Origin of the sequence: Nocardiopsis deserti (assembly GCF_008638355.1) — a bacterium.
Taxonomy (GTDB): domain Bacteria; phylum Actinomycetota; class Actinomycetes; order Streptosporangiales; family Streptosporangiaceae; genus Nocardiopsis; species Nocardiopsis alborubida.
In genome coordinates, this window is the sequence record NZ_ML703350.1 from 135,716 (window position 1) to 148,513 (window position 12,798).

Annotated in this window: 11 protein-coding genes; 9 read left to right on the plus strand and 2 right to left on the minus strand. The window is 73.8% G+C overall.

Features of this window, described 5'->3' with window-relative positions; all coding sequences use genetic code 11:
• The first annotated feature begins 140 nt into the window (after positions 1 to 140).
• Positions 141 to 983, plus strand: coding sequence for a hypothetical protein (locus FYW99_RS07925; protein ID WP_150251326.1), 843 nt, complete (start codon positions 141 to 143; stop codon positions 981 to 983).
• A gap of 69 nt (positions 984 to 1,052) precedes the next feature.
• Here the strand turns inward: FYW99_RS07925 and FYW99_RS07930 are convergent, their stop codons facing one another.
• Positions 1,053 to 2,147 (minus strand): alcohol dehydrogenase catalytic domain-containing protein, encoded by a 1,095-nt coding sequence (locus tag FYW99_RS07930; RefSeq protein WP_150251327.1) that lies wholly within the window; start codon positions 2,145 to 2,147, stop codon positions 1,053 to 1,055.
• Between the two features lie 182 nt (positions 2,148 to 2,329).
• Here FYW99_RS07930 and ku point away from each other — a divergent pair, with 182 nt between their 5' ends.
• The 6 genes from ku (at position 2,330) to FYW99_RS07965 (ending at position 7,199) form a co-directional block, all read left to right on the plus strand.
• Positions 2,330 to 3,352, plus strand: a complete 1,023-nt coding sequence (gene ku, locus FYW99_RS07935) for a non-homologous end joining protein Ku (RefSeq protein ID WP_150251328.1) — start codon at positions 2,330 to 2,332, stop codon at positions 3,350 to 3,352.
• A 328-nt stretch (positions 3,353 to 3,680) separates the two neighbouring features.
• Positions 3,681 to 3,854 carry a hypothetical protein gene (locus tag FYW99_RS07940; protein ID WP_223838857.1) on the plus strand — a complete coding sequence of 58 codons (174 nt, stop codon included), beginning with the start codon at positions 3,681 to 3,683 and terminating at the stop codon, positions 3,852 to 3,854.
• Positions 3,855 to 3,975: 121 nt separating this feature from the next.
• Positions 3,976 to 4,548: a hypothetical protein gene (locus tag FYW99_RS07945; protein WP_150251329.1), complete on the plus strand. Its 573-nt coding sequence runs from the start codon at positions 3,976 to 3,978 to the stop codon at positions 4,546 to 4,548.
• The gene (locus tag FYW99_RS07950) at positions 4,508 to 5,173 is read left to right on the plus strand and encodes an RNA-guided endonuclease InsQ/TnpB family protein (protein ID WP_263364052.1); all 666 of its coding nucleotides are present in this window, start codon (positions 4,508 to 4,510) and stop codon (positions 5,171 to 5,173) included. The genes FYW99_RS07945 and FYW99_RS07950 overlap by 41 nt, the downstream gene beginning before the upstream one ends.
• A 342-nt stretch (positions 5,174 to 5,515) precedes the next feature.
• Positions 5,516 to 6,346 (plus strand): dimethylargininase, encoded by an 831-nt coding sequence (ddaH, locus tag FYW99_RS07960; RefSeq protein ID WP_150251330.1) that lies wholly within the window; start codon positions 5,516 to 5,518, stop codon positions 6,344 to 6,346.
• A gap of 226 nt (positions 6,347 to 6,572) precedes the next feature.
• Positions 6,573 to 7,199, plus strand: a complete 627-nt coding sequence (locus FYW99_RS07965; RefSeq protein ID WP_190394587.1) for a TetR/AcrR family transcriptional regulator — start codon at positions 6,573 to 6,575, stop codon at positions 7,197 to 7,199.
• A 90-nt stretch (positions 7,200 to 7,289) separates the two neighbouring features.
• Here FYW99_RS07965 and speB read toward each other — a convergent pair whose 3' ends face one another.
• Positions 7,290 to 8,237, minus strand: coding sequence for an agmatinase (gene speB, locus FYW99_RS07970; protein ID WP_150251331.1), 948 nt, complete (start codon positions 8,235 to 8,237; stop codon positions 7,290 to 7,292).
• 335 nt (positions 8,238 to 8,572) lie between these two features.
• Between speB and FYW99_RS07975 the strand changes: the two genes are divergently transcribed.
• Positions 8,573 to 10,159, plus strand: a complete 1,587-nt coding sequence (locus tag FYW99_RS07975) for a PucR family transcriptional regulator (protein WP_150251682.1) — start codon at positions 8,573 to 8,575, stop codon at positions 10,157 to 10,159.
• Between the two features lie 450 nt (positions 10,160 to 10,609).
• Entirely contained in the window at positions 10,610 to 11,929 is a 1,320-nt protein-coding gene (locus FYW99_RS07980; RefSeq protein WP_150251332.1) for a GAF domain-containing protein, read from the plus strand.
• Positions 11,930 to 12,798 lie beyond the last annotated feature (869 nt).

The window sequence follows — 12,798 nt, forward strand, 5'->3', positions numbered from 1 at the left end:
AACGTGTGCCGTGCGCCACAGGGTTTGTCAGAAGGTGACAAACCCTCCCGACTCGGCCACAATCGTGCGACCCGCGCCCGCCGGACCCCCTCCGGCCCCGTTCGCGCTGGTCGCAACGTGTCGATAACTGAGGACCCCACGTGTACTTCCATCCCCCGACCCTCGATCCCGGTCCGCTCGCCATCCTCATCGGGCTCGCGACCCTGCTCTTCCTCCTCGCCCAGCCCCTGCTCCTGCGGCGCCTGACCCGCCGCCTGGGCGAACCCGCCGAACCCGGCCGTCCCTCGCCCCTGACGCGCCTCCAGTGGGCCGGGGCGTGGGTGTCCCTGGCCGAAGTCCTCCTGGCCGCGGCGTTCGTCGGTTCCGCGCGGGTCGTCACCCCGGCCGACATCGGACTCGTCCCGCCCCGGTTGCACGGGTACGACCCCGAGGCGCCCCCGGTCCTGGCGGACGACCCCGTGGCCTGGGCAGGGACGGCCGCGGTCCTGGTGTGGGCCGCGCTGTTCGTCGCGGCCCTGCTATTGGAGAGGCACCGGGACGGCGTCCGCGGGCAATCCCCTCCCGGGCAGCGGGTCCACCTGCCCGACCTCACCGACGCCGAGTGGCGCTGGATGCCCTGGTCCTTCGCCCTGGGCGGGCTGGCCACCACGGTCGTGCTCTTCGTGGTCGTCTACCCCCTGGTGACGGTGCTCGTCGGTCCCCTGGCGGCGGTCGCCGCCGTCGCGCTGTTGCTGGGAGGGCAGCAGTGGGGGAACGGGTACCAGCAGACGCTGGTCCTGACCGCGTACGGGGCGCTGATGGCGCTGTGCCACGCCTTCCTGTCCGCCGGATCCCTGCTCGCGCCCGTGGTCTTCTGGTGCGCCCTCGCCTACGCCTACGGCCGCTCGCTGCGCCAGCAGCGCCTCCAGCTCTCCCAGGCGGCGCCCATGGAGGTCACCATGCTCGACGCTGACGGCAACCCCGTCCGGCGGCCCGGGCGCTGACCGGGACGGGCCGCACGCCCCGGCCCCGGCGGTACCGCGTTGGCGCGGCGCCGCCGGAGCCCGCCGCGTTCAGGCCCCGAAGCGCACCAGCGACCGGCCGCCCCGGCCCCGGGCCATGCGCTCGAAGGCCTCGGGCACGCCTTCGAGCGGGATCTCGTCGGTGACCATCGCCGCCAGCTTCAGCTCTCCCGAGCGCACCCGCTCGGCGATGACCGGGATGTCGCGCGCCGGGTCGCTGGAGCCGTACACGCACCCGCGCAGCGTGCGCGCCTGGTGGAACAGCTCCAGAGCGTTGAAGGACACCTCGTCGTCCAGCCTGCCCACGCCCACCACCGTGACCGTGCCGCCGCGCCGGGACACGTCCCAGGCCGAGCGCACCACCTTCGCCGACCCCACCACCTCGAAGGCGTGGTCGGCGCCGCGCCCGCCCGTCAGCGCGCGCACGGCCCTGACCAGCGTGTCGTCGGCGAGCAGGAATTCGGTGGCGCCCAGCGAGCGGGCCAGTTCCTCCTTGGCGGGGGAGACGTCCACCGCGACCACCGGGTCGGCCCCGGCCAGGCGCGCGGCCTGGAGCACCGACAGGCCCACCCCGCCCAGACCCAGCACCACGGCGGACTGGCCCTCGCGCACGCCCGCGGAGTTGTTGACCGCACCCCAGCCGGTGAGCACCGCGCAGCCCAGCACGGCGGCCACCGCCGGGTCGATCCCGTCGGGCAGCGGCACGACGGCGGAGGCGGGTACCACGGTGGCCTCGGCGAACGCGCCGCAGCCCAGGCCGGGGTAGACGGGCGTGCCGTCGGCGAGCTCGGCGTAGGGCCGCACGGTGCGGTCCAGCGCGTGCTCGCACAGGTGCGGCTCGCCCTGGCGGCAGAACCAGCACTCGCGGCACGAGGGGGCCCAGTTCAGGATCACCTGCTGGCCGGGCACCACCTCGGTGACGCCCTCACCGACGGCGTCGACGGTCCCGGCGCCCTCGTGGCCCAGCACGGCGGGCCACTTCTGCGCCAGGGTGCCGTTGGACAGGGACAGGTCGGAGTGGCACACCCCGGCCGCGGCCAGGCGCACCCGCACCTGGCCGGGACCGGGGTCGGGCAGGACCAGGTCGCGGATCTGGGGAGGGGCGCCGCGCTCGGAGAAGACGGCGGCCCTGACGGTCGTACTCATGGGAGGACTCCAATCACGGACTGCCGCGACAGTAGCAATACCGACCGGTCGGTCAAGGGGCGGGGGCGTGCGGACCCGTGTTCTCCCGGATGCTCCCGTTCCTTCCCGCCTTGGGGGTCCTTTGCCGTTCTCGACCGACATTTTGCCTGGTAGCGGTAATGATGGGGGCAGAGGAGGGGGTCATGGTCAATCCGGTCTGGGTGGGAACCCTCATGTTCGGCAGGGTGCCCGTCGGCGTGCGCCTCTACAGCGCGCGCGAGCGCAGGGGACCCGTGCTGCACCAGTTCGAGCGGGGCACGGCCGACCGCATCCGCTACGTCCGCGTCAACGAGCGCACCGGTGAGGAGGTCGCCAGCGAGGACGTCGTGCGCGGGGCCCGCACGGGGGTCGAGGACGAGTACGTGGTCCTGGAACCGGAGGAGCTGGAGGAGATCCTCCCGCACGGCTCGCGCACCATGGAGCTGACCGGCTTCCTGTCCCAGGGCGCCGTCGACGCGCTGTGGTACGCCGCCACCTACTACGTCGCCCCCAGGTCCGCGGCCGACGCCAGGGCCTACCAGCTGCTGTACACGGCCCTGGAGCAGACCCGCCGCACGGGCGTGGCCACCATCGTCCTGCGCGACCGCGAGTACCCCGTCCTGATCGAGCCGAACCGCGGGGTGCTGTCGGCCTCCACCCTGTGGTGGCCCGACGAGGTCCGCGAACCCGACGACGTGATGCCGCCCGTGGCCCACGCCGCGCTGGCCAAGAACGAGCTCGAACTGGCCCGGGAGCTGGTCAGGTCCCTGTCGATCGAGTGGGACCCCGAGGACTACGCCGACAGCTACGGCCAGCGACTGACCGAGCTGGTGCGTGCCAAGGCCGGGGGCAGGACGTTCACCCACCGGCCCGAGCAGACCGCGCCCCCCGGGGACGCGGACGGCCTCGGGGAGGCCCTGCGCCAGAGCCTGCCGGCCCAGCGCACCCAGGGCACGCGTTCGCGCGGCCCGCGTGCGTCCACCGGGGCGGAGGGGGCCAGGAGGACGCGCGAGCCCCGGGGGGTCGGAACGCGCGGTACCCGGGTCGAGCGGCGGGGCGAGGGCCGTGCCACCAAGCGGGAACTGCTCCAGCGGGCCTCGGAGCTGGACGTGCCTGGCCGGTCGAAGATGAACCGGGACCAGCTGGAGGAGGCCGTGGGGCTGAGCGGTTCCGACGCCCGCGGCTGAGGACCGTGCCGGACCGGGCCCCTCGCCGCAGCCGGGGCCCGGCGCCTCCGGCGCGATCTTGTACTTGTAGCGAGGTTCGAACGCCGACACCGGCTATAAGTACAAGATCGTCACGGGTCTGGCTTCTCGTGTCGCATCAGCGGCGTCTCCGGCCGGTCCGCCGTCGGCCGTGCGGGCGCGTGAGCACGCCCAGCGCGCCGCCGCGGGCACCGCAGTGACCCCCCACCCCCCGCCCCGACGTCGGGAAGGCCCCGCACGTGACCCACCCCCACCCGAACCCCGTCAGCAGGACGGTCGGCGCGCTCGTCGCCGTCGTCTGTACCTGTACGTGCCGGACAACGTCACCGACGACCCCCCGGTCCTGGTCGCCCAGCACTGGTGCACCGGGACCGGACCCGTCTTCCACGCCAACACCGAGTTCGCCTCTCTGGCCGACCGGTACGGCTTCATCGTCGTCTACCGCTCCTTCGCGAGAGTGCCACCGGCTTCAGCCGGTGGGTGAATCGCCCGTCACGAAACGTCACACCCCCGCGCTAGGGTCGATCCAGACCAGCCAAGGGAGGTGACACATCAAGCGTGAACGCGGCCACAAAGCCCGCCTGTACCCGGATAAGGACCAACTCTTGGGGTTGGAAACCCAGGGCCACGCCGCTCGCGCCCTGTGGAACACCCTCCACTCCTGGTGGACCATGGCCTCGCAGAACCGGCGGGTGTCCCTGGCCGACGCCGACGCCGCCATCCGGCAGGCCCGCAAGGACATCCCCTGGCTCGCAGTCCTCCCCGCACAAGCAGCACAACAAGTCCTGAAGACCTACTTCCGGGCGTGGCAGAACTGCTGGGCGGGCCGGGCCGGACCGCCCAGGTTCAAGGCCCGGCTGCGTTCACGGATGTGCGTGGACGTCCCCCAGGGCCGGGACCTGGCCATCCAGCGCCTCACCCGCACCTGGGGGATCGTGAAGATCCCCAAAATCGGTGTGGTCCGCTTCCGGTGGACCAAGGACCTACCCGTGGGCAAGCACGCCGACGCCGCCAACCGTGTCACCGGTGCCCGGTTGGTACGGGAGACCCATGGCTGGCACGTGGTGTTACGGGTGCGCACCGAGGTCAAGGAGCCCGCACCCCCTGTCAGCCCGGGGGGTGGGCATCGACCGGGGTGTGGCCAAGCCGCTCGCCCTGTCCGATGGCACCTTCCGTGAGCACGGGCCGTGGATGACCATGGGTGAGGCCGAGCGTCTGCGCCGGTTGGAGCGCAGAGCCGCACGCCAACGGCGTCACCGCACATCCGGACAGCCGTCCTCGAACCGGTTGCGTCGGACCTATGATCAGATCGCCGGGGTGCGCGCGAAAGCCAAGCGCCGCGTCCTGGACTGGCAGCATAAGGTCACGTACGCCCTGGCCGAGGAGTTCGGTGTGGTGGGGGTCGAGGACCTGCACATCACCAGCATGGTTCGCTCGGCCCGGGGGACGATGGAGGCCCCGGGCACCAACGTCGGGCAGAAGGCCGGGTTGAACCGTGCCATCGTAGGTCAGGCCTGGGGACGCACCGTCACGTTGTTGGAGTACAAGCTCGCCGACCGGGGCGGGCACCTGGTGCGGGTGCCCGCACCGTACACCTCGCGGCGCTGCTCGGCATGCCAGGCCATTACCGAGGGCAACCGCGAGTCCCAGGACCGGTTCGTGTGCAAGGCCCCCGGGTGCGGGGACAATGCCGCGCACGCCGACACCAACGCCGCACGCAACATCGAGCACCTGACCAAGCAGCAAGCGCCCCAGGACATTGTGGGTGCCAGGACGTGGAGCCCTTGCCACCAGGCGGGCTGAGAAACGTCGACCACCAGCGGCGGACGGGTTCCGTTAGCTGGATTCTTTCGCCTTCAGGCGGGAGAGGATGTCAAAACGCGGTCATCGCCCCCGGGGCCAGCGTGAGCATCGGCTACCAGGCCACGCACACCGGCGACTCCGGCCAGCCGAACGGCTTCGCCCTCAACGGCGCGGCCTGCTCCCCGGCCTGACCCGGCGCGGCGCGGCCCTCCCGGAAGGGCCGCGCCGCGTTGCACTCGCGCCGCAGAGGGGTATGTCCCCTTCGTCCCTGCGGACCGCGGTGCCGTGAACCCACGCGCCACCGGGGCCGCCCAGTGACCCGCGCGGTGTACGGGAGGTCCCATGGTTCGACCGGTCGGCCCGGCAGCGGTTCCGCGGCACTACCTCATGTGCCGCCCCACCTACTTCGCGGTCGAGTACGCGATCAACCCCTGGATGGACCCGGCGGCGGGCGTCGACCGCGCACGCGCCATCCGTCAGTGGGAGGGGCTGCGCGACCTCTACCTCTCCCTGGGGCACCGCGTCAGCGAGATCGCCCCCGTCGACGGCCTGCCCGACATGGTCTTCGCCGCCAACGGGGCCCTGGTCGTGGACGGCAGGGTCTACGGGGCGCGCTTCGCCAGCGCCGAGCGAACCCCCGAGGGCCCGGCCTACCTCGACTGGTTCCGCCAGGCGGGTTACACCGTGACCCGCGAGCCCAAGCACGTCAACGAGGGCGAGGGCGACTTCCTCACCCTGGACGAGGTGGTCCTGGCCGCCACGGGCTTCAGGACCGAGGCCGCCGCGCACCAGGAGGCCGAGCGTTTCCTGGGCCGACCCGTCGTCACCCTCCAGCTGACCGACCCGCGCTTCTACCACCTGGACACCGCGCTGTTCACCCTCTCCGGGGACCGGATCGCCTACTACCCCGGGGCCTTCTCGGCCGGAAGCCAGCGGGTGCTGCGCTCGCTCTTCCCCGACGCGCTCCTGGCCACCGAGGAGGACGCCGCCGTGCTCGGCCTCAACGCCGTGTGCGACGGCCGCAACGTCGTCATCGCCGCCGAGGCCACCGCCCTGGCCGAGCGCCTGCGAGCCCTGGGCTACGCCGTCCACCCCGTGGAGCTGGACGAGCTGCGCCGGGCCGGGGGAGGCGCCAAGTGCTGCACCCTGGTCCTGCGCGACGCCGCCTACTGAGGGCGCATCGGCCCTGGGACGCACCGGACCCGAAGCACGCGCGCCCGCCGCCGTCCGAACCCGCCGCCACGGAGCCGGGCCGGTGTGGGAAATACCACCGGGAGACGGCCCCGGCGGCCGACGCCACAGGTCACGCACGCGCGCCCGCCGCGGACCGCGCGCGGGGGCGCGTACGGGGGACCACCGACCCTGGCCGGACGCCCCCGCCGCAATAAAGTCTGGATACGTGAAGAGCACACAGCGCAGGCTCCCGCGTCGGCTCAGGGAAGAGCAGATGATCGACGCTGCCGTCACCGCGTTCTCGCGCGGCGGCTACCACACCGTGAGCGTCGAGGACATCGCCGAGGCGGCCGGTACCTCCAAACCCACCGTGTACCAGTACCTGGGCTCCAAGGAGAGGATCTTCACCGCCTGCGTGCGCCGGGAGACCGACCGGCTCATCGAGGCCGTGCGCGCCGCCGCGCACGATCCGCACGCCCCGGCGGGGGAGGACCCCCTGCGCCGGGGCATGCAGGCCTTCTTCGTCTTCGTCACCGGCAACCGCGCGAGCTGGACCGTGCTGTACCGGCACGCGGACCTGCGGGGCGAGCCCTTCGCGGGGGAGTCCGTGCGGCTCAGGGACCGCGTCACGGCCGAGGTGGCCGACCTCATCACCGCGTGCACGCGTGAGGGCTACGGCGACCTCGCCCCCAAGGACGCCCAGCTGCTGGCGCGTATCGCGGTCAGCACCGCCGACGCCTTCGCCGACTGGTTCCTGGAGCACCCCGAGGAGAGCCCCGAGACCATGGCCCGGCACGTCACCGAGCTGACCTGGGCCCACCTGCGCGCCCGCCGCGAGGGCGCCGAGGTCTGACCCCCGGCTCCCCGCTCGGCGGAGCGCCGGTCCGGGCGGAGCCGGTCGGCGCCACGAGCCGCGCGGTCGCCTCCGCCGCGGCGCGCGGGCTCAGCCCCCGTGGTTCAGCGCCAGGACGCTGACCAGGTCGTAGGCCACGTGCGAGGCGGCGGTCGCGGTGATCTGGGCGTGGTCGTAGGCCGGGGCGACCTCCACCACGTCGGCGCCCACCAGGTTGCAGGAGGCCAGTCCGCGCAGGATCTCCAGCAGTTCGCGGCTGGTCAGGCCGCCCGCCTCCGGGGTTCCGGTGCCGGGCGCGTGCGCCGGGTCGAGCACGTCGATGTCCACCGACACGTACAGCGGGCGGTCGCCGATGCGCTGGCGCAGCGCGTCGGCGACCTCGTCCACGCCCCTGCGCATGACGTCGGCGGAGGTGACGATGCCGAAGCCGAAGCGGCGGTCCTCCTCCAGGTCCTTCTTGCCGTACAGCGGGCCGCGGGTGCCCACGTGGCACAGGGCCTCGGTGTCCAGGATCCCCTCCTCCACCGCGCGACGGAACGGGGTGCCGTGGGTGTAGGGCTCGCCGAAGTAGGTGTCCCAGGTGTCCAGGTGGGCGTCGAAGTGCAGCAGGGCGATCGGCCCGTGCCGGCGGTACAGCGAGCGCAGCAGCGGCAGCGCGATGGTGTGGTCGCCGCCCAGGGTGACCAGGCGGGTGCCCGCCCGCACGAACTCGGAGGCGCCCTGGTCCAGGGTCTCCACCGCGTCGCCGATCGAGAAGGGGTTGACCGCGATGTCGCCGCCGTCGACCACCTGCGCGGAGGCGAACGGGGACACGTCCAGGCCCGGGTTGTAGGGGCGCAGCAGGCGGCTGGCCTCGCGGATGGCCGAGGGACCGAAGCGCGCGCCGGGGCGGTAGGACACGCCTGTGTCGAAGGGGACGCCGACCACGGCGATGTCGGCGTGCTCGACCTGGTCGATGCGGGGCAACCGGGCGAAGGTGGCCGGTCCGGCGAAGCGCGGTACGAGACTGGAGTCGGTGGGGCCGATCGGTGCGTTCACGGGTGTCCTTCTCGTCGTCGGTGCGGTGTTCGGTCCTGCCGTGCGGCAGCCGCGAGGGTGCTCCCGGTGCGGGCGGAGGAGTCCAGGGGAACGAAAGCGACCATGTTGGGGCAGATCACACGAACCTCGGACAGGTTAGACAGCCGACGCGGCGTCCTCCAGTGGACGAACCATCCACAGACGTGCGTTGTACTGGATGAGGTATCCAGAACATGCGGTCAGCGCACCCCCGTGCGGAGGTCCTCGGAGGGAGAGCGCCTTTCCCCTTCCGGCCCGCCGGTCGGGGGACGCGGGCCGGGTAGGGGGCAGGGGTGGCGGAGCAGGGCCGGGCACAGGTGCACACGGTGCCGTTGAGCACCGTCGTGGGCCGCCGCGACCTGGGGCTGGTCACCCTCGTGGCCGCCGGGGACCCGGGGATCGGCTGGGCGGTGGCCAGCGAGCTGGCCGACCCGGCCGCCTACCTGCGCGGCGGCGAACTGCTGCTCACCGCGGGCGTCAACCTGCCCGCCACCCCCTCCGGGCTGCGCGGCTACGTCGACTCCCTGGTCGGCGCGGGGGTCAGCGCCGTCGGCTTCGGCGTCACCCCGGTGCACGACACCGTCCCCGCCGGACTGGTCGAGCAGTGCCGCGCACGGGGGCTGCCCCTGGTGGAGGTGCCCCGTCCCACGCCCTTCGCCGCCGTCAGCCAGGCGGTGGGCGCCCTGCTCCAGGAACTGCACCTGCGCGACCTGCGCCGCCTGGGCGAGGCGCACCAGGCCCTGGCCCTGGCCGTCACCGCCGACGCCCCCGTGGACCGGGTCCTGCGCGTCCTGGCCGAGGCCCTCGGCGGCTGGGCGGCCCTGGTCCGCCCGTCGCCCGCAGGGCCGGGCGACGCCCACCGCACCGCGGGCGCCCCGGCGGAGCTGGACCCCGAACTGCACGGGCTCGCGGACCGGCTCATCCGGCCCCGCGGCCCGCGCAGCGCCAAGGCCCGGGCACGGGGGGACGAGGTCTTCCTGCACACCGTCGGCACCCCGCCGCAGGAGTACGGCGTGGTCCTGGTCGGCCGCCCCGAGCCGCTGGGCGTCACCGACCGGGCCGTCCTGCGCACCGCCACCGCCCTGCTGGAGCTGCTCGCCCGCACCTCCCGGGGCGCCCCGCCCGCCCCGGGCCGCCTGATCACCGGCCTGCTCCTGGACGGCGGGCTCAACGACGCGTCCACGCCGCTGCTGGCCGAGCTCACCGCCCCGACGGACGCCTCCGCCGGGGCCGAGCCCGCTGTTTCCGCGACGGCCGGCGCACCGGAGACACCCGCCGCTCCGAGCGCACCGGCCACCCGCGCCGGATCAGCGGCGCCCGGTGCCTACCGGGTCCTGCGCGCCCGGCCCGCCGGACGGGGGCGCCACACCGCCCCCGCCGCGCTGTCCCTGGGCACCCGGCTGCTGGACGCGGATCCCGGCGGGGACCTGCGCGCCGTCCTCGCCGACCGTGGCGACACCGCGCACCGGGCCCACCTGGACCTGCTGCTCGACCACGGCTGGACCGGCGCCCTGAGCGGGCCGGTGGACCCGGCGGAGCTGGCCGCGGCGGACCGCCGGACCGCCGCCCTGCTCACCCGCGCCCGCGCGGTCGGCAGGCCGCTGCTGGAGGAGACCGCCGATCCCTTCGGCGTTCTCCTGGGGCCGGGGGGAGGCGACGACCTGGCCCGCCGCGTCCTGGGACCGCTGGCGGAGGACACCGACTCCGCGCGGCTGCTGCGCAGCACCCTGCGCGTCTGGCTCACCCGGCACGGCAACTGGGATCGGGCCGCCGCCGACCTGGGCGCCCACCGCAACAGCGTCCGCTACCGGATCGGACGGGTCGAGCGCGACCTGGGCGTGGACCTGGCCGACGCCGAGCAGCGCATGCGGCTGTGGTTCGCGCTCACCCGCTGGCAGCACTGACCCGGGCCCCGCAGCCCCGGAACCCGGATCCGGTGCCACCCCGGCCGACACGATCCGAGCGGGACGCGGGAGCATACGCGTCCGGGTGCCGCGTGACGCGGACATGTGTCCGGGAAAGTGCCGTTGCGGCATTGCCGGTCGTTTTAGGCAATTCTGCTGTTCCGTTCGCCCCCGGACCCCTTTCCGAAGACGCGTCCACCGCCTTTCGGCGACCGCGGGCGTGTGCGCCGCGCCGGACACGCGCGGAGCCCAAGGGGTTTTCGGCCTCCGTTGGGCCACCGGATCCCCGTCCGCTGCGGGGGTCGCAATGGGGCATAATCCGGTGATGAAACGGAAGCGGAGGCGAGGGCGGCCTCCGAAACATGTGCGTATTTCCGTTCCCTCAACCCTGTCGAAGTCGAACCGGGAAAATTAATGAACGCCGTTGCGAACGCGAGCTCAGGGGACCGCATGTCTTTTCCGCCGCTGGACACGGCCCTGCCGGCCGGGGCTGACGCCCGCGAGCACGCCCGCCTGCTCCGGCGCGTGCACGAGGCCTCGTTCGCCGGGCGCCGGGCGCCCGCCTCCCTGCGGCCGGTCATCGAGGACTCCTGGTCCCGCACCCGCCGCTTCGGGATCGACCCCGACAGTGCCCCGCCGCCCCGCATGGTCCGCCTGGACGAACTCCAACGGCACCGGGACGCCTCCCCGATCGCCGAGGTCCTGCCGCTGATCCGCCGCTCCCTCGTCTCGGTCGCCGACGAGGCCGACCACATCATGCTGGTCACCGACGACTCCGGGCAGATCCTGTGGCGCGACGGCTCCCACCGCATCCGCTCCCTCGGCGACCGCGTCGGACTCGTCGAGGGCGCCTTCTGGAACGAGGGCAGCACCGGCACCAACGCCATCGGCACCGCCCTGGTCGTGGGGCGGCCCGTGCAGGTCTACTCCGCCGAGCACTTCGTACGCAACCTGCACGCCCTCACCTGTGCCTGCGCCCCCATCCACGATCCCCGCGACGGCCGCCTGCTCGGCGCCGTCGACGTCACCGGCCCCGTCTCCACCATCCACCCCTCCACCCTCGCCCTGGTCAGCGCGGTGGCCCAGCTGGCCGAGGCCCATCTGCAGAGCATCCACCACACCCACCTGGAGCGGCTGCGCTCGGTGGCCGCGCCCCTGCTGGCCGGGATGAGCGAGCGCGCGCTGGTGGTGGACGAGGCCGGGTGGACCGCCGCCGCCGTCCACATGGAACCGGTCCGCAGGGTGCTGCTGCCCAAACACCGCGAGAGCGGCACCGCCTGGCTGCCCGCTCTGGGGGAGTGCGCCCTGGAACCCCTGCCCGGCGGCTGGCTGCTGCGCCCCCGCCCGGCGGCGGAGACCGCGCCCTCCACGGTCACCCTGGACCTGACCCGGCCCTCGCCCAGGATGGTGGTCGCCGGGCCCAGCGGGGAGTGGGCGCACCGGCTCACCCCGCGCCATGCGGAGCTGCTGCTGCTGTTGGCCGTGCACCGGGGCGGGCGCACCGGCGCGCAGCTGTCCCAGGACGTGTTCGGCGCGGGCGGGCACGTGGTGACGGTGCGCGCCGAGCTCTCGCGCGTGCGCCGCCACCTGGGCGGCATCATCCAGAGCCGTCCCTACCGGTTCAGCGGAGAGGTGCGGGTCCGGGTGTCCCGGCCCGCCTCCCCGGTGGACCTGCTGCCCGGGTCGGTGGCGCCCGGGGTGCGCGCACTGCGGGACGCTCTCCGTGACGGGGAGTGCCCCATGGCTCTACGCGACGAGACCGCAACCTAGTGCAACCGTTGCCGTGTCGTCCGGCGTGCGATGGACTGTGCGTGCGCGGCCCAGAGTCGGTGGCCTCCGCGGGGCAAGAGAGGGCCCGGCGGCGGACCGCGGACGAAACGCGTGGCGCGTCCACGGCCTTGGGACCTTGAGGGGGGTTCCGGGGGAGAGTAGCGGAGAGGCGCCACCGGGCTCGGATGGCCGACCACGGGGATTCGGGGGAACCCCCTGGGGCCATCGCGCCGACGGTACGCCCCACGCGGGAGCTCGGCTTCCCGGGGTGTGCCGATGTGAGGGGGCGGGTTCAGGGGGGCCCGCCCCCTCGCCATGCCCGTCACCGTGAGCCCCCGCCCCGCCGGGCGGACGGGTTCCTTTCTCCGGCGCCGTCCTCCGCGAGTCCCCGCGCCGCGCCCGTGGCCCGCGTCATGTCCCGCGCCGCGAATCCCCGTCCCGCCGGCGTCCGGCTGATGACCCGGGAAAGAGCGGCCCATGTTCTCGCCTCCCTCCTCGTGAACCCCACGGCGCATGGGTAGTCCACCGGGGAGGGCGAGGCGAGGGGAGCGGGTGTGACCGGTGTGGCGAACAGCACGCGGGGGACCCGTGCCGCGCCCGTGCCTCGACGCTGGGCTAGACTCGGTGCATTTACCGGGTCGTGCCCACTCACGACCCAGCCCATCCGACCACCCCTACCCGCGACTCCGGGCACCGCGCCCGCTGACGGGGGCGGGGTGTGAACCGCGGGGACGGCGAGGGCGTCGAACCCGGGAGCGCCGAGAGTTCCCGGGCGGCCCCCGCCCTGCCCCACAGAACGTCCTTCCTTCGGAGGTGGACCGTGTCCGCTGACCACCGAGAGCAGCAGCCCAGCCAACAGGGTTCGCGTA

Excerpts from the sequence above, each read along its gene's own strand:
- FYW99_RS07930 (WP_150251327.1), bottom strand. The coding sequence starts at position 2,147 with ATGAGTACGACCGTCAGGGCCGCCGTCTTCTCCGAGCGCGGCGCCCCT.
- ku (WP_150251328.1), top strand. The coding sequence starts at position 2,330 with ATGGTCAATCCGGTCTGGGTGGGAACCCTCATGTTCGGCAGGGTGCCC.
- ddaH (WP_150251330.1), top strand. The coding sequence starts at position 5,516 with ATGGTTCGACCGGTCGGCCCGGCAGCGGTTCCGCGGCACTACCTCATG.
- FYW99_RS07980 (WP_150251332.1), top strand. The coding sequence starts at position 10,610 with ATGTCTTTTCCGCCGCTGGACACGGCCCTGCCGGCCGGGGCTGACGCC.